17 protein-coding genes are annotated in these 17,333 nt (G+C 56.4%); 11 read left to right on the top strand and 6 right to left on the bottom strand.

Features of this window, described 5'->3' with window-relative positions:
- Nucleotides 1-268: 268 nt before the first annotated feature.
- Complete coding sequence (locus tag ABNP46_RS10295) at nucleotides 269-508, top strand: hypothetical protein (RefSeq protein WP_349922262.1); 240 nt, start codon at nucleotides 269-271, stop codon at nucleotides 506-508.
- Nucleotides 505-744: a hypothetical protein gene (locus ABNP46_RS10300; RefSeq protein WP_349922263.1), complete on the top strand. Its 240-nt coding sequence runs from the start codon at nucleotides 505-507 to the stop codon at nucleotides 742-744. Before ABNP46_RS10295 ends, ABNP46_RS10300 begins: the two co-directional genes overlap by 4 nt.
- Nucleotides 745-1,252: 508 nt before the next feature.
- On the opposite strand, the gene ABNP46_RS10305 is transcribed toward ABNP46_RS10300, so the two are convergent.
- Nucleotides 1,253-1,453 (bottom strand): hypothetical protein, encoded by a 201-nt coding sequence (locus ABNP46_RS10305; RefSeq protein ID WP_349922264.1) that lies wholly within the window; start codon nucleotides 1,451-1,453, stop codon nucleotides 1,253-1,255.
- A gap of 154 nt (nucleotides 1,454-1,607) precedes the next feature.
- On the opposite strand from ABNP46_RS10305, the gene ABNP46_RS10310 reads away from it, so the two are divergent.
- The 9 genes from ABNP46_RS10310 to fabA all read left to right on the top strand — a co-directional run bounded on the left by ABNP46_RS10310 (nucleotide 1,608) and on the right by fabA (nucleotide 10,415).
- Nucleotides 1,608-3,494: a phage/plasmid replication protein, II/X family gene (locus tag ABNP46_RS10310; protein ID WP_349922265.1), complete on the top strand. Its 1,887-nt coding sequence runs from the start codon at nucleotides 1,608-1,610 to the stop codon at nucleotides 3,492-3,494.
- Nucleotides 3,482-3,874: a hypothetical protein gene (locus ABNP46_RS10315; RefSeq protein WP_349922266.1), complete on the top strand. Its 393-nt coding sequence runs from the start codon at nucleotides 3,482-3,484 to the stop codon at nucleotides 3,872-3,874. The genes ABNP46_RS10310 and ABNP46_RS10315 overlap by 13 nt, the downstream gene beginning before the upstream one ends.
- On the top strand, nucleotides 3,874-4,131 hold the full coding sequence (locus ABNP46_RS10320) for a hypothetical protein (protein WP_349922267.1): 258 nt from the start codon (nucleotides 3,874-3,876) through the stop codon (nucleotides 4,129-4,131). The genes ABNP46_RS10315 and ABNP46_RS10320 overlap by 1 nt, the downstream gene beginning before the upstream one ends.
- Nucleotides 4,132-4,152: 21 nt before the next feature.
- Entirely contained in the window at nucleotides 4,153-4,410 is a 258-nt protein-coding gene (locus ABNP46_RS10325) for a hypothetical protein (RefSeq protein ID WP_349922268.1), read from the top strand.
- 118 nt (nucleotides 4,411-4,528) lie between these two features.
- Nucleotides 4,529-5,830, top strand: coding sequence for a hypothetical protein (locus ABNP46_RS10330; protein ID WP_349922269.1), 1,302 nt, complete (start codon nucleotides 4,529-4,531; stop codon nucleotides 5,828-5,830).
- Nucleotides 5,823-6,221, top strand: a complete 399-nt coding sequence (locus tag ABNP46_RS10335) for a hypothetical protein (protein WP_349922270.1) — start codon at nucleotides 5,823-5,825, stop codon at nucleotides 6,219-6,221. Before ABNP46_RS10330 ends, ABNP46_RS10335 begins: the two co-directional genes overlap by 8 nt.
- The gene (locus ABNP46_RS10340) at nucleotides 6,222-7,550 is read left to right on the top strand and encodes a zonular occludens toxin domain-containing protein (RefSeq protein WP_349922271.1); all 1,329 of its coding nucleotides are present in this window, start codon (nucleotides 6,222-6,224) and stop codon (nucleotides 7,548-7,550) included.
- A 253-nt stretch (nucleotides 7,551-7,803) separates the two neighbouring features.
- Nucleotides 7,804-9,780 carry a Lon protease family protein gene (locus ABNP46_RS10345; protein ID WP_349922272.1) on the top strand — a complete coding sequence of 659 codons (1,977 nt, stop codon included), beginning with the start codon at nucleotides 7,804-7,806 and terminating at the stop codon, nucleotides 9,778-9,780.
- A gap of 77 nt (nucleotides 9,781-9,857) precedes the next feature.
- A complete protein-coding gene (fabA, locus tag ABNP46_RS10350) occupies nucleotides 9,858-10,415 on the top strand; it encodes a 3-hydroxyacyl-[acyl-carrier-protein] dehydratase FabA (protein WP_349922273.1) in 558 nt (185 codons plus the stop codon).
- A gap of 137 nt (nucleotides 10,416-10,552) precedes the next feature.
- Here the strand turns inward: fabA and rmf are convergent, their stop codons facing one another.
- The 5 genes from rmf to rlmKL form a co-directional block, all read right to left on the bottom strand.
- Nucleotides 10,553-10,732 (bottom strand): ribosome modulation factor, encoded by a 180-nt coding sequence (gene rmf / locus ABNP46_RS10355; protein WP_005315693.1) that lies wholly within the window; start codon nucleotides 10,730-10,732, stop codon nucleotides 10,553-10,555.
- Between the two features lie 159 nt (nucleotides 10,733-10,891).
- Nucleotides 10,892-12,550 carry a DUF3466 family protein gene (locus ABNP46_RS10360; protein ID WP_349922274.1) on the bottom strand — a complete coding sequence of 553 codons (1,659 nt, stop codon included), beginning with the start codon at nucleotides 12,548-12,550 and terminating at the stop codon, nucleotides 10,892-10,894.
- A gap of 8 nt (nucleotides 12,551-12,558) precedes the next feature.
- Nucleotides 12,559-14,469 carry an ATP-binding cassette ATPase Uup gene (gene uup / locus ABNP46_RS10365; protein WP_349922275.1) on the bottom strand — a complete coding sequence of 637 codons (1,911 nt, stop codon included), beginning with the start codon at nucleotides 14,467-14,469 and terminating at the stop codon, nucleotides 12,559-12,561.
- Nucleotides 14,470-14,534: 65 nt separating this feature from the next.
- On the bottom strand, nucleotides 14,535-14,768 hold the full coding sequence (locus tag ABNP46_RS10370; protein ID WP_349922276.1) for a glutaredoxin family protein: 234 nt from the start codon (nucleotides 14,766-14,768) through the stop codon (nucleotides 14,535-14,537).
- Nucleotides 14,768-16,972, bottom strand: coding sequence for a bifunctional 23S rRNA (guanine(2069)-N(7))-methyltransferase RlmK/23S rRNA (guanine(2445)-N(2))-methyltransferase RlmL (gene rlmKL / locus ABNP46_RS10375; RefSeq protein WP_349922277.1), 2,205 nt, complete (start codon nucleotides 16,970-16,972; stop codon nucleotides 14,768-14,770). Before rlmKL ends, ABNP46_RS10370 begins: the two co-directional genes overlap by 1 nt.
- Nucleotides 16,973-17,333 lie beyond the last annotated feature (361 nt).

Raw genomic sequence — 17,333 nt, forward strand, 5'->3', positions numbered from 1 at the left:
GGTCTGCCCCCTGCCAGCATCCCGAAGGGGCAGGGGGACGCGACAAGGCCGCTACGTGGGACGCGCAGCGGCATCGTCGCAACGACAGAGCGCCCGTAACATAATCTGTGTTGTGCGCGACTGGGGATTGCTATCAAAAACTTGTCGCCGGCGCGCTACCTGGGCGACTTTCTGCTATCAAAACAGCACATCGATGTTTACCTGGCGAGCCCTATTTGCTATCATTACTGTCATGGGGCATCGGTGCCCATCAACGGAGTGATACCAAATGAGCTTGAAAGAAGTGTTCCCGCTGTTCGTAGTGCTCGGTTTGCTAGGCCCTCTGGGTGCGGCTCATTATCTCGGTTTCTCTATCACCTTCTGGGGCTTCATCGTTGCGCTGGTTGCCTCGCCGTTTGTGGGCGCTGCCCTGATGTTCGGCATAGCCTCTTTCGCTGATTGGACTGAACGCCGTGCCCGTGCAAGACGCATTGCCCGCTGTAAAGCTCGCAAAGGGGAGGGCGCATGATCCTTACCCTGCGATTGACCCCGGAAGAGGATCAAGTTGTCGAGCAGTTGAAGCAGGCCACCGGGCAGAGTGCCGCCTCCAAGGCCGTGATGATGGCGGCTGGTTCGTTCGTCCAGTTAGGCCAGACCGTTGAACGGCAGCGGTCCGAACTGGAGACCCTGCGCCGTGAGTTCGCCGAGTATCGGCAGGTCGTCGGGCGGTACAAGGCGGCTCGGCAAGACTTCGACAACCTGTAGCAAAACGCATCGCCCTGGATAAACCCGGGGCGACTTTTTGCTATCACCTTCTCGCGCGTTCGGCCTTGGCCAACTTCCTGCAGCTGCTCCCCCTGCTATCATTCCGACTCCCCCCACTTCCCATGTGATCCACTGCTGCAAACGAGCGCACGCAGTGCAAGCGAGTATAAGGCGGCCCCCAGTTGCTCATATCTGGGAAAGCGGTAGGCCCGCCGCAACTTCTTTGGAGTGCTCCCCAGAGGCAGTGAGCACCCCCCTTCCTGCTAAACCGTCTTTGCGGCCCGGTGACGTTCGTCCATCTACAGAGAGGGTGGGCCCGCTCGCGGGCAGCAGGTTCAAGGCGGGGAATTTTGGCCCCCGAAGGGGGCCGGGTGGGGTTGGAGCAAGCCACGTACTCTAACTGTGGCTTTGACTCCGGGAGCCGGACTAGGACTCGGGACAATTCTTGTTGTTTTTTAGTGTGTTAGCTTTGGTATGGGGTGCTAAATCGAGAGTGGGGCTTGTGGGATTAGTTGGCGGCTTCCTTTCTCTCCCTTTCAATGGCGCTTGCGGCCTCTTCTAGCCTGTTATCGATCAGCCAGTTCACTATGTCGCTCATCTTCACAGTTGAGCTGCACTTGAAACTTGTCTCTATGGCCTTCCGTTCCAGCCTCATTCGCCGGGGTCCGTTTATACGAACGGTGGTGTCTTCTCTCTGTGGCTTGCTCATGTGAGCCTCCTGATTCACTCCTCAACACGTGGGCACAAGTCTACAGCATGCTAGTTTTTTGTGATCACCATGCTTGCATGGCGTATGCGATCACCGTATGATTTTTCGGTCACATGCGCGCATGCGTTAAATATTCGACCGGGAAATCACGAAAATGTACGACTTCTGGGAAATCCATATCCCCTTTGCCGATAGGTGGTGCACAACCCAGCGTGTAGGCGCTGGCTCTGCCGATATCGTGGGGATGGTAGATCTTGAAGAGTGCGGTCGTCGTGGTTTATCCCTTGGCTCTAGACGTGTTGACTTCGCCATCGATAGAGAGGGCACCATCCATGACCTGTATCACCCCTGGGAGTCTCTCCCTTCAAGCTTCACTGACATCGCGGTCAAGCTCCATCAAGCCCATCTCAAGCGCAGTTGGCCTTGCATTGCTCTCAAGGCATCACCGGCTAAGTTGCTGCAAGGTCACAACGTCTACGGGCCGGACAATGCTGCTGCTGGTATCCTCGAATTACTCGCGGCCTTCGCTCGAAGCCTTCCACGAGTCGCCGAAATGCTCGATTGGGGGCATGCCCATATTCGCCGGGTAGACGTCACCAACTCGATCCAGCTTCCAGACGCCGAGACGCTGGCGAACTGCCTTTCTGCCATTGGTAATCTCTCACACCGCCATATGAGGGCAGCCAAAGAGGCTGATTATGAATCGACGATCTATTTCAACAAGCGCAGCCAAGACCAGAAGGATGCCGGGCGAACTAAGGTGCTCGTGGTCTACGCCAAGCACAATGAGATGCAGCACCAGCTTGAGCAGCTACGCCGGGCCAAGCGCACCGAAAAAACCTCCCGCTATGACGCTGTAATCCGCAGCCTTGAAAACCCCGAACTGAATGCGTTTGCGGCGAACCGTCTCCGTTTTGAGGGGAGGGCGCTGACCCGGTGGTTTGAGCGCAACAAGATCCCCCGCAACGTGTGGCAGTTCCTGACGTTCGTTGGTCAGTTTGAGAGCAACCCGGACAATGCGGGCATGACGTTCTGCGAGTGGGCATGGCGTGACCTGTTCTCTGACATGTTCCAGGCACTGGGGGCAACCAAGGTTTCCCTGACTCAAAACAGCCGGGTGCAGGAGCAGCTTCGCAAGCATTACGGCCGCTGCAAGGTGATCAACAACCCTGACGGCACCACTGCCGAAAAGTGGAGCTATGCCCGTGCGGATCGCTTGATGTTGTTCTATCGCAGTCTGGCAACAGACGGGTGGGATAAGACCAAGCGCCTGACCGCTTCCAGCACCTTCTATGATGCCGTGAACTGCTTGATGGCCATCGGTCTGACCAAGGCCCAGCTTCAGAACCTGAAGAAGCGCCAGACCCTCAAGCTCTTGCACCTGATCAAGATAGATTTCGCTAACCAGCGTCCCGCCAATTACGTCGAGCCAGTCGGCACCGTGCTTGATAAGCAGGGCGACCTGTTGAGCATTGGCGATAAGTTTGGCCGTGGCTTCGTCCAGTCGTTCGGCCAGTCCCGCGAGCAGCTTATTGCCCGTGCTGTTGGATCCTATGTGGATCTTGCCGCTGCTGAGGCATCCGTCCAGCACCTCATTGCAGGCCGACCGCTGCGTGTCAGTGAGGGCTTTGACCTGCATCTTGCTGTCTTTGATGACGGTTCGTTCGAGCTGGTTCGTGGCGATGTTATTGAGTACCACGAGAACTACAAGATCCCGCTTCCAGAGCAACCCAAATATGGCACCGAGCAGGAGCTGCGGGACGACTTCGCCGCTTATCTGGGCACGAAGGCCGCGCCTGAATTTGATGCCCGGTCATATGCGGAAGCTGAGCACGGTAAGCAATCTCGCATCCTCGATTACCTGCGGGCCGAGCTGGCCGACGCCGAACAAGACCCGGAAATGATCGCCAAGGCGGTCAAGCTCCGCGAACGAATCACCCACACCAAGCGGCGGTTAGACCGTCTCTGGTATTGGGCCAATCAGGTCACTGACTCCCGTGGCCGCAACATCAAACAAGGGGAAATTGCATGTCAGGTATGAAGCAAACCGTGAACTTCGTGAACGTTCGCTATGGCCAGATGGATGAGAGCGACGGCGGCAACGTCTGGGCTCATATCCACGTTATCGAGGACACCATAGACGTTCGTGACGGGTTCGCCGGGTGTGACTTGGGTAAAATCACCCTCGACACCTCCGACGGTAACAAGCTGGCCAAGTCCATCCATGCCGCCGTTCGCTCGGGTGAGCTTGTTCCAGGTAACGCTGAATTTGAGTTCCAACTCTCGTTCAGCCTCAAAGGCTCTAAGCCGACCGTGGTGGGCTTCGTGCCTAACGGTAAGAAACTCCCCCTTGCTGAGGCCATCAAACAGGCCAGTGAAGGCGGGAAGCTGAACACTGAGGGGAATAAGGATAAGTTCTAATGCTTCGCCCTTGTTTCTTCGTGGGGGCTGGTTCGGATGCTGTCTATATCAGGAATCTCGAAACCTGCCCCGATATAGGGCCCCAAGGTGAAACTGTTTTTACGGCTTTAACTCAAGCCGAATATAAAAACGCTGCCTCTTTAAATGAACTATTCGGCTTTGACGCTGAAATATTTTCAATGTTTTTGATGTATTACGTCCTGCTCTTTGTATCAGGATATTTCGCTGGCCTTATAGCTAGAAAGCTTGGCCGTTAATAACAAAAGGGAAGTAAAACCATGAAGAAGATTGTTGAGTTGTTCCAGGCTGGTCTGAAAAGTGCTGCTGTTCGTAAAGTGGCTGTTCCTGCGGTTGTTGCCGTTCCTGCGTTGTCGGTATCCACTGGGGCACATGCTGGCTATGAAGAGATCAAGGCCGCTATCACCGCGGCCGTCAGCAATGGCTCTTTGAGCTATGAGCTGGTTATTACCGGTGTTATCTCTGCGGCGGCGTTCGGCTTCTGCGTGGGTATGGTCGTTTCCTGGCTGCGTAAGTAATGTTAGTCGCGGCTATCATGGCCTCCACGGGTGCGTTCGTATTTGGTTCGGCCTTCTTCTCTGGAGTGTTCACATCGTAATTAGGGGGCTTCGGCCCCCTTCGAGATCTGGTGGTGTCATGCGTCATTTCTTTCCCCTTCTGTTCATTCCCTCGCTTTCATATGCGGCCTGTGCCCCCGGCGTTAACTATGGCTCTCTCGATTTAACGTCTCCCAGCCCTGTCTGTATTGCTTATTCTGGCTCCACACTTGGGGGATGTACTGCTTATTGCGGCGGTGGGGCAGGTTCATCTGTTTGCGTTGAATTGCCTGCAGCCACACCACCTAGTAAAGGCCCTTATTTCTCTGACGGTACGGAATGTGAATTAGGCGGCGGTGGTGATAATGGCGGTGGTGATAATGGCGGTGGTGATAATGGCGGTGGTGATAACGGCGGTGGTGATAACGGTGGTTTTCCGTCTTGGCTTCCACCAACGAACCCTATTCAAGTTGGTGGAGCTTATCAGGATGCAACAACCGCAGCCTTGAGGCATGTTAATGATACTTTGCGGGGAGGAATGCTAAAACTCACTGAGCAAGGGGCTGGCATGGTGGCTTATGCCAATTCAATGGATGTAAAGATGTATGACTTGCTACATACGGCCAAGGCGACTAATAACGGCATGGGTGGTATTGAGGAGGTCCTTCGTCAGCAACAAGGTGTTATGTGGAAAACCCAAGACACCTTGCAGCAATTAACTAACTGTGTTGTAAACCCAAATGGAAATAACTGTGAGCATTTGGGTGGTGGTAATGGGGGTGGTGGTTCTTCGTCGGGTGACACGGCGGCGATTAAAAACATGATGCAAACGGCCATGGGTTGGTGGGGCGGTACGCCTGGAAACTTGAGTGCTATTAATAGCCAGCTCACGGGGATTTCTAATAGTGTGGCTCCTATGTTTCCCATGCTGGAACACTTCAATAAACAGCAGACGAATTTACAAACTCAGATGGCCGGGGATTTGGCTGCCATCAAGGACGCAATCAAGGATGGGGCTGGCTCGGGTGGCGATGGCGGGGTAGGGGACAAGCCTTGCACTGGCCCGCTTTGCACGTTCTCGCCGCCTTCTGGTGCTGGCGGCACGGGGTTCTCTGACATCTTTGGCGAAGTGGCGATTGCCGGCGTTAAGCAGCAGATTGTTGAAAAGGAAAAGGCGCTTAAAGACAAGATGCAAGAGGTTAGATCTGTGTTCATTGCCGACCCGCTCGAGATATCAGGCACTTACAATACAGACTTTCACGATATTAAAGGCGCCAATATAGATTTAAGTGGCAAATCTAATTTTGAACTTTTCTTTTCACTGGGGCCAAAACAAGCGCTCTGGTTCTTGGCTGTCCTAGTCGCGTTCGCAATTTTGATGGGGGGGAGGAAAAATGCGTAATATCATTTTATGGGGTTTGCTGCTTATGCCTTCGCTTGCGCTGGCCGCTGACGAGCCGTCATTCCTTGACTACATAGCCGATAGGCTCAACGGCATGCACTACGTTATTACCGAAGAGGTGCCGGGCATATTCCATCGCTTTGTTGCTTGGGGTATTGAGTTTTATACTCTCTGCGTCATAACAGCTAAATTACAGATGATTGAGTTTGCCTATCTGGTCGCTAAGCAGATAGCCACCGATATAAATATCAGTGGTTACTTGCTCTCTTCTATATCTCAATTGCCTTCTAGTGTACGTTGGGGGCTTGAGCAATTGGGGTTCGTTAATGGGTTAAATTTAATTATTAATTGTTACATAACCCGCTTCGTAATGAATATTATGGGGTGGTAAATGGCAATCGTAATTGAACATGGTCACAACGGCTCATATAAAAGCTCGTCAGTCATTTGGTATCGATTATTACCGGCATTAAGGGAAGGGCGTTTAGTGGTAACGAACGCCGCCGGGATGTATCCTTTGCATCGTATTGAAGAGTTCTTGGGTGAAAAATTCCCAGAAACAGCCAGGCTATTTAGAGTTTCATCGCAAGACCCTAAAGCACAGCAATTATGGCGAGTTTGGCATCACTGGATGCCAATAGGTGCATTTGTATTTATAGATGAGTGTCAGGATATATATGATCGGGATGTATTTTCAGGTAAGCCTGAATATGACTTAAAGCCCATAGACTATTACGATAGTATTTTACCTGCTGACTTTATTCAGCAGTACAAGGATACATTAGAGAGCTATCGCCCTGATAATATCGAAGAGTGTGATATTGATGACACTGGAAAGGTTGTATTTGATGAGGCCGGGCGAATTATGTATCCCACATCGCCAAAAGAATCTTTTATGCGGCATCGTCATTATAACTGGGATGTGGTGCTTGCAACCCCAGATATAACGGCTATTCCTCGACCTGTTCGCGCTTGCTGTGAAGTGGCTTTTTCTTATAGCAGCAAGGACAGCTTTATTCTTTCAAAACGGAAACCACGCATCTATGAGCACAATCCGCTTGATAACGGCATCCCTACGAAGCAGAGCGTTATATTTAAAAGGCATGTGCCTGTGGCTGTTCACCGTCTATATAAATCCACGCAAACTGGAAACATTACCAAGTCAGGGCAGTCAAAAGGCCCGCTTTCTTCTTTTAAAGTCCGGCTTGTCTTATTTGGCGTCCTTCCGTGCTTACTTGGTTATTTCTTTTATCTTCTTTATCAGCGGTCTGCGATGGATAATCCGCTCGTTAAAGAGGCCGCTATGGTGGATAGTTCGGGTGGTGCTGATTCGACTGCTGGTTCTGTGGCTATGCCTGTTTCTGGTTCGGATGGTGTCGGCGCAGTTGCTGGGCAGCCTTTTTTGATGCCGTTCCGGGTGACTGAATTATTTATGACTGGGGCCAGTGGTGCCATATATGCCGGGCGGTTCGAGGGGATGGTCATTTTCTCTGGCGTTCGTGGCAATCAAGAGCTGGCCTTTAACTCTGACGACTTGGTGAACATGGGCTATAAGGTCGATTACCTGGGCGATTGCTATTCGGTGGTGACTGACAAGACTGGCCGGGCCATCACCGTCAACTGTGCACCGAGGATCTACAGCAAGCCCGAGGCATCTGGCAAAAATGTCATGCCTGACAACGTTGTCCAGTTGGCAAACATGACCAATTTGTCGAGCTAAAAAAATACGACTGCGCCGGGCCGCGCAGCCCGCGTAGCGGGCCGAGCGGCAAGGGCCAGCGGCCCGGCGCAGTTGGTGCCGATAAACAGAATTATCGGCATCAGCCAACTCTGACACCCCATCCCGCCACACAGCAAGCCACAACCGCGCATAATGTATATTATGTTAAATAAAGTGTTCGGGTATTCTGTTTCCACCCATTGAACTGTGTATAATGGGAATCATTGATCCTATCCCCGACCGGATGTCTTAAGTGGCTGAATTAGCATCAGAACAATTAAAACCCGCTTTCTCGATCGAGCAGTTTCCTGCCCTGAGTGAACTCGAACCTATCCCTTTCGCAGCCCTGCAACCCAGGGCCATTTCGGGCATCAAGAGGCTGGCCAGTTTTGATGGTGACTGCCCGGTCATGCTGCTCAACGGATTTCCTGGCGCGGATTATGAACATGTCTGCCAGACGCTGATCGCCGCCTCCAACGGCAAGGATGGCGATCTGTTCGATCTTTGCTACACCGAGAACCTCAATAACCCGTTCAAGCCTATCTGGCTACGTCTGCAACCAGGCACCGGATTCGAGTTCTGCGAGATGGTTGGTGAGCTGCTCAAGCTGATGAGCCATCATCTGGATGCCGAACGATTGGTCACCCGCATCATCCGCAAGCAGGAAAACGACCCCAAGATCGTGGATTTTCTCTCCGATCTGGCGGCCCATGTCGCTCAAGGGCTCGAATTCCAGCATCCGGTGCTCATCAACCTGTTGATCCATCATGAAGAGCAACAGGCGCCTATCGTTTACGGTCGGGATCTGAACTGGGACACCCTGTTTGGTTCCATCAATTACCAGACAGAACAAGGCTCTGTGTATGCCAACCAGCACTTGCTGGAGCCAGGCCTGATGCGTGAAGCCAATGGCGGCTATCTCATCTTGCAGCTCGATGAACTGCTGGATCAGCCCCATCTCTGGTTCAAACTCAAGAACGCCATGTTCAAGGGAGAACTGGACTGGAACGCCTACCAGGAAGGCAAGACTCTGACCCCCTTCTTCACGCCAGAAGCGACTCCTATCCGGTTCAAGCTGATCCTGGTGGGAGACCGACTGGAAGTGGCGGAGTTCCAGATGCTGGACAGAGACATGTCGGAGCGCATCTTCCTGCGGGCCGATCTGGTCTCCGAGGTGAACATCGAGGAGGACTTGCCAGCGTTTCTGCAATATCTGGCCTGGCTGCGGGAGCGTTGGGAGCTGCTGGACTTTACGCCGGCTGCCCTCCTCGCTCTGTGCCGTCATGCCAGCCGGTTGTGCGATCATCAGGAGTGGCTCGCCCTGTCAGAAGTGCAGCTCAGTGCCCTCATGCGCATGGCCGACAGCCTGGCACGGGAGATGGAGGCTGACATCGTCACCGACGAGCACATCATGCTCGCGCTGGAGGAGCAGGATTACCGCCTCAATTATCTGGTGGAGCAATCGGATCAGGGGGTCATCGATGGCCAGATCCTGCTGCAGACCGATGGTGAGGAGGTCGGCCAGATCAACGGTCTCTCCGTCATTCAGGTGGCCGGTCATCCCTACGACTTTGGTGAGCCTGTGCGCCTCACTGCCACTGTTCATCTGGGGGATGGCGACGTGGCGGACATCGAGCGCAAGGCGGAACTCGCCGGCCATATCCACGCCAAGGCGATGATGATCATCCACGGTTACCTCTCCAACAAGTTTGGTGCAGAGAATCCCTCCCCCCTCTCGGCCAACCTGGTGTTTGAGCAGTCCTACCACGAGATAGATGGTGACAGCGCCTCCCTGACCGGCCTGTGTGCCCTGCTCTCCGCCCTCGCCCGCCAGCCCATTTATCAACACTTTGCCGTAACCGGCGCCGTTGACCAGTTTGGCAATGTGCAGGCCGTGGGGGGCGTCAACGAGAAGATCGAAGGCTTCTTCCGGGTGTGCAAGATCCACGGCCTCACCGGCAAGCAAGGGATACTGCTGCCCGGCACCAACGCCCAGCAGCTCAACCTGTCCGATGAGGTGATTGCCGCCGTTGAGGCAGGCCAGTTCCACATCCATCCGGTGGATCATGTGGAGGAAGCCATCGAGCTGCTCACCGGCTGCGTGGCGGGCGAGCCTGACATGCCGGACACCCTGTTTGGCCGGATCCAGGAAAGGCTGGATGAACTCAATGGCACTGCGCCCAAGAGCGGGCTGCTGCGCAGTCTGTTTGGCCGCCTGTTTGGCTTGTAATAAAGAGATCGGAGTTGTTTAGCGAACAACTGTACGCTAAATTGGCTCGGCTTTGACCCATATGAAGGATAATCAGCGTGACCCTAGATAACGACACCAATCCCAGCCTTTCCCTGTGTGAACAAGGCAAAAACTCGTTTACCCGTGAAGAGCTGCTCGCATGCAGCCGTGGCGAATTATTTGGTGAAGGTAACAGCCAGCTCCCCGCCCCCAACATGCTGATGATGGACCGCATCGTCAAGATCAATGACAACGGCGGTGAGCATGGCAAGGGCGAGATCCTGGCCGAACTCGATATCACGCCGGATCTCTGGTTCTTCGACTGCCATTTCCCGGGTGATCCCGTCATGCCCGGTTGCCTGGGGCTCGATGCCATGTGGCAACTGGTCGGCTTCTTCCTCGGCTGGAAAGGCGGCCCTGGCAAAGGCCGTGCTCTGGGTGTGGGTGAAGTAAAATTCACCGGCCAGATCCTGCCGACGGCCAAGAAAGTCACCTACAAGATCACCTTCAAGCGCGTCATCAACCGCAAGCTGGTGATGGGGATCGCCGATGGCGTAGTCGAAGTGGACGGTCGTCCCATCTACAGCGCAACCGACCTGAAAGTGGGCCTGTTCAAGGACACCACCGCCTTCTGATGCGGGTTGAACATCGTGCAAAAAGGGGCCCTCAGGCCCCTTTTCCGTCTCTGCGCTCATCCATCTCTTGATGCGAACGGCAATGTAAAGGGGCCATCGTGGCCCCTTCCCTGTTTCAATGAGTGATGAAGTATCAATTACTTCATGAAGAGGCCTGAGCCTCGCCCTTCCATGGCATCGCGCCAACCACCAAGCCAATGGCCTCTGGCATCCAGGCATTGATACGGACAGGCTTCTTTTTGTTTGCCGACAACGCCAGCCTGATAACCACGAGCGCGAGCTCTTTCCAGACGGTCCCGTTTCTGTCTCTTCATCATCTACGACCCTCTTCGTGGAACAAAAAAAGCGACCAAGTTTTCACCGGTCGCTTTCATCTTTACCCCAGGGGGGGAGCAGGGTCAAACAAAAAATACCATGCTATTCAGCCCATGTGACACAAGATACTGAACTGCATTAACTTTTAATGACACCCTTTTTTAGCGCTGGTAACGGCGCAGCCAGGCGAAGGGCAATGCCAGCAGAGTCAGCCAGAACAGGCTGCCACCGCCACCACCGTCACCATCCTGACCGGTCTGGTTGTTGGCCGGAACATTGCTCACCACGTAGTTGGCGGGGGTGTTGCCCTGGTAATCTTTCACGGTCGGCGCCAGCTTCACCGCGACCACGGTCGCGTTGGTGCGTTTGTTGAGATCATCCTCGCTGTCGTAGCGATAGGCGGTGGCGGCGATGGTGCCGTCAGCACTGATGCCACTGGCATAGGCGATGTGATAGAACTTGCCGTTCTGGGCACACTGCTTGTTGCCCGCATCATCCTGACCGCAGATGAGGTCGTTCAGGTACCAACTGTTGTTCGGGGCCGCCGCGTTCAGCAGGAAGGCTTCCTGCATGCGGTTGGTGCCATTGACCACCGGCTGGGTCTGATGGCGGGAGTCGCGCCAGCCAACCACCATGTTGTGATCGTTGATGGCCGAAGCTTCAGAGCCGGAACCGGAGAGCGGATTGTCCTGCATGGGCACCACGGCCGAGGTGGTCGGGGTGTTCAGGTTGAAGAGGAACATCTCCACCGGGCGGTTCTGGCCCTTGTTGATGCGATAGCGCTGGTTGCCAATCACGTAGCCGTTGTCGTTGACCGCCACCGCCCAGCTGTGTTGCAGCTTCGCATCATCTTTGCCCGGTTGACCTTCCGGCAGCGGGATCACCTGAGTGGTGCCCACGGTACCGGCGGCCAGATCCAGGGTCCAGTAGCTGGCCAGGTTGCGGCCATCCAGATCACCGGAGCCATATTCGCCAGTGGAGCTATACCCAACCCCATAGACGGTGCCGTTGTATTTGGCCGCATCCAGGGCCGATGCCGTCTGCAAGACGGAGTCCCGGCCATTGGCATAGCTGGTCGGCTGGATCAGCTTGTCCAGATTGCCCGAGCCGTTGAACAACCAGAAGCTGGCCTGGGTATCGACCCCCGGGCAGTAACGGTAGTCACCGTACTGATCTTCATTGCCTTCGAAGCAGTAGCGATAGAAGTCGCCATTGACCACATGATTCAGACCCGTGGCGGCCGTCCCGGTCACCAGATACTGACCATCCAGATCCTTGATGGCGGTCGGAATGCTGATGCTATGAGCCAGGCTGTGCGTGCTGGCGGCATCCTTGAGCTCAACAGGGTTGCCATCATTGATGACCGCGTAGGCGGTGCGCACCTTGCCAGCCATCTTGTAGCCGACGCGATCGGAAGGGGTTTCCCCCAGCGCCGTCACCAAGCCATCGGTCTCATTGCTGACCACATAGCCGACGTTGCTGCGCTGATTCGTGTTGGCACGGAAATCGACGCGCCACTGGTAGGCGAAGTTGCCCGTGCTGTTGTCATCCCAGAAGGAGTCACAGACGGAGCTGGACAGCAGGCAGCCCTGCTCAAAGCGGAAGCGATCCACCAGGAAGTCGGCAAACTGGACGGTCGAGAAATACTCGGCCGTATTGTTCTTGGCATTGATCCCGATGAGCCCGCTGCCATCAGTGCTGATCCCGCTGGCATACCCTTTGTCAGAGACATCGACAATGGTGAAGAAAGAGCCTTGTGCCGCCTGCGCGCTGAGGCTAGCGCCGACCAGTACGGCCAGTATGGATAATTGCTTTTTCATCTACTTCCTTATTCCTGATGTTTCAACGCTTCCAACTCCTCCCAACGGGAGAAGGCATGTTCCAATGCGGACTCTGCCGCATTCAATGCATCCAGTTTGGACTGAGTCTGCTCCGCCGGCAGGGAGAAGAAACCGGGGTGGTTGATCTCCGTCTGCAGGGCATCGAGCTCAGCTTCCAGTTGTTCCAGTCGGGCCGGTAGATTATCCAGCTCCAACTGCAACTTGTAAGAGAGTTTTTTGGCTTTTGTGGCCACAGGGCTCGCCACCACGACAGGCTCTGGCGTCTTGCTCGGCGCCGGCTTGCTGGTCGCTTGCGCGGCTTGCTGCGCCCGGGTCGCCATCATGTCGGCGTAGCCGCCCACATAATCGCTGATCCGCCCGTCCCCTTCAAACAGCCAGCAACCGGTCACCGTGTTGTCGATGAAACGGCGATCGTGACTGACCAGCAGCAGGGTGCCGGGGTAGTCTGTCAGCAACTCCTCCAGCAATTCCAGCGTTTCGACATCCAGATCGTTGGTTGGTTCATCCAAAATCAACAAGTTACTGGGTTTCAAGAACAGCTTGGCCAACAGTAGACGGTTTTTCTCGCCCCCTGACAAGGCCTTGACCGGCGTACGTGCCCGTTTGGGTTCAAACAGGAAGTCCTGCAGGTAGCCGAGGATATGGCGGGAGCGACCGCGGACCATCACCTCCTGCTTGCCCTCCCCCACGTTGTCCACCACGGTCTGCTCGGGATCGAGCTGCTCGCGGTACTGATCAAAATAGGCCACCTCGAGGTTGGTTCCCCCCTTCACCTTGCCACGGCTGGGGGCCAGTTGCCCCAGCAGCAGCTTGATGAGGGTGGACTTGCCACAACCATTGGGGCCGACCAGGGCAATCTTGTCACCACGCAGCACCTGCAAGTCCAGCCCCTGGAACAGGGTGCGATCGCCGAAGTCCAGCCCCAGCCCCTCGGTCTCAAACACCAGCTTGCCGGAGCGATTGACCTCATCGAGCTGCAACTTGGCCTTGCCCTGCAGCTCGCGGCGCTGACTGCGCTCTATGCGCATCGCCTCAAGGGCTCTCACTCGTCCCTCGTTGCGGGTACGACGGGCCTTGATGCCCTGGCGTACCCACACCTCTTCCTGGGCCAGCTTTCTGTCGAACTCGGCGTTTTTCAGCTCCTCGACTCGCAGCCACTCCTCTTTGCCCTGCAGATACTCGTCATAGTTGCCGGGCCAGGAGGTGATCTCGCCGCGATCCAGATCGATGATCCGGGTCGCCAGCTTGTGGATGAACTCCCGATCGTGGGAGATGAAGACGATGGCGCCACGGAAATCTTTCAGGAAATCTTCCAGCCAGTTGATGGCCTCGATATCCAGGTGGTTGGTCGGCTCGTCCAGGAGCAGCAGATCCGGATCGCAGGCCAGGGCCCGGGCCAGGGCCACCTTGCGCAGCCAGCCGCCGGAGAGGCTGTCGAGGGTCACGTCGGGGTCGAGGTTGAGCAGGGTCAGCACCTGGTTGATGCGGGTCTCCAGCTGCCAGCCATTCTGGTAATCGAGCTTCTCTTGCAACTCGCTCATGATGCGGATGTTGGTATCGCTCGGATCATGGGCCAGCTCGAGGGAGATGTGGTGATATTGCTTGAGCAGCTCGCCGACCCCGGCCAACCCTTCTGCGGCATAGTCAAATACCGTCAGTTCACTGGAAGCGGGAGGATCCTGCTCGAGGCGCGTCACTTTCAGATCCTGCTGCAGCACCAGACGGCCATCGTCCAGCGGCAATTCCCCCGCGATCACCTTCATCAGGGTGGATTTGCCCGCCCCGTTGCGACCCACCAGACACAGACGCTCCCCCCGTTCGATGGAGAGCTCCGCCTTGTCCAACAGCGGGAAGTCACTGAACGACAGACAAGCGTCGTGCAATGTTAATAAAGCCATGAAGTATCCTTGTTAACGGCCAAAGGGTGGAAGAAGGCACTGCCCTGACCCACCCTTTCGCTACATTATGTTGTCTCGCCCGCAACCCAGGCGCCGAGATCCGCCAGGGTAAACGGCCAGCCAAGCTCCCGGCCCGCCTCGTCGCGCAGCACCGGGATGCGAACCCGGTAGGCGGCGAGCCAGGCATCATCCGCCATGATGTCGCAGCGACGGGTCCGCTCAGCCAGCCCGGCCTGCTCCACCAGCGCCCAGGCCTGTTCGCACAGGTGGCAGCCGTCGGTGTGAAACAGGCTCAGCATCACGCGTCGCTCCCCTCGGGGGCATGGGTGATGAGCCAGCAGTTGTGGATATGCTGGTTGCGCTCAAAGTCCTTGGGACGGGTCTTGCCGGTGATGTTCTGCGCCTTGAGACCGGCGGCCTCGAGGCCGGCCAGATCCATCTTGAAGTGACGCTTGTTGTTGGAGAACACCAGGGTGCCGTCCGCCGCCAGCAGGCGTTTCAAGTGCTGCATCAACACCAGGTGATCCCGCTGCACGTCGAAGCTCTCGTCCATCCGCTTGGAGTTGGAGAAGGTGGGCGGATCGATGAAGATGAGATCGTACTGGCCATCGGCCTCGGAGAGCCACTTCAGGCAATCCGCCTGCACGAACTTGTGCTGACGACCCACCAGGGAGTTGAGGCGCATGTTGTCCTCGGCCCAGCTCAGATAGGTGCGCGACATATCCACCGTGGTGGTCTCGCTCGCACCGCCTAGGCCCGCGTGCACCGTGGCACTGCCGGTATAGGCGAACAGGTTGAGGAAGCGCTTGCCCTTGGCCATCTGGCCCAGCATGCGCCGGGTCTGACGGTGATCCAGGAACAGGCCGGTATCCAGGTAGTCGTAGAGGTTGACCCACAGACGGGCGCCGTACTCCTGCACTTCCATCCGGTGCTGCTCTTCCCCGAGTTTCTGGTACTGCTGTTTGCCTTCCTGGCGCTCGCGCACTTTCAGGATCACCTTCTCGCCATCCATGCCGGTCACCTTGATGGCAGCCTGCACCATGTCGAGCAGACGCTGGCGGGTCTTCTGGGCAGGAATGTCCTTGGGTGCGGCGTATTCCTGCACCACCAGATAATCCTTGTAGCGGTCGATGGCGGCGTTGTATTCCGGCAAGTCGGCGTCATAGAGGCGGTAGCAGTCGAGGTTCTCCTTGCTCGCCCACTTCTCCAGCGCTTTGAGATTCTTGCGAAGACGGTTCGCGAAGTCCTGGGCCACCTCTTTCTGGGAGGCGACGGAATCCAGGGCAATCTGGTAGTTACGCAGCTGGCACTCCAGCGCCCCGTTGAACAGGCGATACTGCTTGTCGGCCCGCAGGCGCAGGCAGCTCAAAAGCTCGGGAGAGGCAGAGAGGATGGAGACACGCCAGCCCTGGAAGCTGCGGCGCAGAGCATCCCCCAGCGCCTGGTGCACTTCCAGCAGCGCCGGGAACTCGCCGAGGCGCTCGCCGTAGGGCGGGTTGGAGATGAGCATGCCCACCGGCGCCGTCGGCTGATCCCCTTGCGCCATGGCATCGTTCGCCTCGATGGCGGCCTTGGGCAGCGGGTTCTGCAACTGGGTCACATCGGCCTGCTTGAAGGTGATGAGGTGCGCGACGCCGGCGGCCTTGGCGTTGTCGCGGGCCTTCATCAGTACCCGGGTATCCGCATCGCAACCAAACAGCTTCACTTCGCAGCGCTGCAGGCCGCGCTTGGCGCGCACCTGGGCTTCCATCATCAGACTCTGCCACAGCTCGCCATCGTGCTGCAGCCAGCGATCGAAACCGAAACGCTCGCGGCGCAGGGCCGGCGCCATGTCGGCGGCGATGAAGGCCGCTTCAATCAGCAGGGTGCCGGAGCCGCACATGGGGTCCATCATGGGTTCCCCTGCCCAGCCGCTGCGGGCGATCATGGCCGCTGCCAGGTTCTCTTTGAGCGGAGCCTCACCGGTCCCCTGACGATAGAAGCGCTGGTGCAGGGCCGGACCGGACAAGTCCAGGGTGATGTTGGCCTTGCCTTTGCCCAGATGCGCCATGATGCGGATGTCCGGGGACTTCTTGTCCACGTCCGGGCGCACATGACCGCGCTTGGTGAAGCGATCGACGATGGCATCCTTGATCTTGAGCGCGCCGTACTGGGTGTTGCGAATGGCCGGGTTGGTACCGGTGAAATCCACGGCGATGGTGGCCGTGCCGGAGAAGTGCTCTTCCCAGGGGATGGTGTGGGCGCCGAGGTAGAGGTCCAGGTCGTCGTTCATCTGGAATTCGGACAGCACCAGCACGATGCGGGAAGCGAAACGGCTCCACAGGCAGGCCTTGTAGCCAATGGCCAGCTCGCCTTTGAAATGCACGCCGGCAACGGTCTCACGGACCTGCTCTGCGCCCAGGGTGGTCAGCTCGTCGGCCAACAGGTTTTCCAGCCCCTTGGGGCAGGTTGCAAAAAATTCTTTCATCACGCTCACGGGGATGCCATAAAAATAGTGCCGCATTATACCTTATCGGCCCGCACTCGGCATCCGAACCTTGGCCTCCACCGGCACATAAAGGGCGACGCGTCGGCATCATCTGCCGGGAATAGCGCAATATTGACCTTCTCACCGGCATGACAGCCTGCAAAGTGGCTTGCGCGCCATCATCCAGCATAACTGATCTGTTTTATTGATGATGGGCAGTGGAAGGTATGGGGACGGACAACTCAATGGGCCGATGAAGGGGTTGCCCCTCGCCACAGGAGGTGTTCGGCGAAATGCCCGGGCCGTATTTGAAAAGAGACGATGGAAATGCGGGAAATACCCGCGAGAGCAAACGACCTGTTGATCGAATGACGGGTTGTTGAGCGTGCGGCTATTT

The sequence above is a fragment of the Aeromonas veronii genome (genome assembly GCF_040215105.1).
Taxonomy (GTDB): Bacteria; Pseudomonadota; Gammaproteobacteria; order Enterobacterales; family Aeromonadaceae; genus Aeromonas; species Aeromonas veronii_G.

What these genes read in the sequence shown, in the direction of transcription:
- ABNP46_RS10295 (WP_349922262.1), top strand. Translation starts at nt 269, where the DNA reads ATGAGCTTGAAAGAAGTGTTCCCGCTGTTCGTAGTGCTCGGTTTGCTA.
- ABNP46_RS10300 (WP_349922263.1), top strand. Translation starts at nt 505, where the DNA reads ATGATCCTTACCCTGCGATTGACCCCGGAAGAGGATCAAGTTGTCGAG.
- ABNP46_RS10305 (WP_349922264.1), bottom strand. Translation starts at nt 1,453, where the DNA reads ATGAGCAAGCCACAGAGAGAAGACACCACCGTTCGTATAAACGGACCC.
- ABNP46_RS10310 (WP_349922265.1), top strand. Translation starts at nt 1,608, where the DNA reads ATGTACGACTTCTGGGAAATCCATATCCCCTTTGCCGATAGGTGGTGC.
- ABNP46_RS10315 (WP_349922266.1), top strand. Translation starts at nt 3,482, where the DNA reads ATGTCAGGTATGAAGCAAACCGTGAACTTCGTGAACGTTCGCTATGGC.
- ABNP46_RS10320 (WP_349922267.1), top strand. Translation starts at nt 3,874, where the DNA reads ATGCTTCGCCCTTGTTTCTTCGTGGGGGCTGGTTCGGATGCTGTCTAT.
- ABNP46_RS10325 (WP_349922268.1), top strand. Translation starts at nt 4,153, where the DNA reads ATGAAGAAGATTGTTGAGTTGTTCCAGGCTGGTCTGAAAAGTGCTGCT.
- ABNP46_RS10330 (WP_349922269.1), top strand. Translation starts at nt 4,529, where the DNA reads ATGCGTCATTTCTTTCCCCTTCTGTTCATTCCCTCGCTTTCATATGCG.
- ABNP46_RS10335 (WP_349922270.1), top strand. Translation starts at nt 5,823, where the DNA reads ATGCGTAATATCATTTTATGGGGTTTGCTGCTTATGCCTTCGCTTGCG.
- ABNP46_RS10340 (WP_349922271.1), top strand. Translation starts at nt 6,222, where the DNA reads ATGGCAATCGTAATTGAACATGGTCACAACGGCTCATATAAAAGCTCG.
- rmf (WP_005315693.1), bottom strand. Translation starts at nt 10,732, where the DNA reads ATGATGAAGAGACAGAAACGGGACCGTCTGGAAAGAGCTCGCGCTCGT.
- ABNP46_RS10360 (WP_349922274.1), bottom strand. Translation starts at nt 12,550, where the DNA reads ATGAAAAAGCAATTATCCATACTGGCCGTACTGGTCGGCGCTAGCCTC.
- uup (WP_349922275.1), bottom strand. Translation starts at nt 14,469, where the DNA reads ATGGCTTTATTAACATTGCACGACGCTTGTCTGTCGTTCAGTGACTTC.
- ABNP46_RS10370 (WP_349922276.1), bottom strand. Translation starts at nt 14,768, where the DNA reads ATGCTGAGCCTGTTTCACACCGACGGCTGCCACCTGTGCGAACAGGCC.
- rlmKL (WP_349922277.1), bottom strand. Translation starts at nt 16,972, where the DNA reads ATGCGGCACTATTTTTATGGCATCCCCGTGAGCGTGATGAAAGAATTT.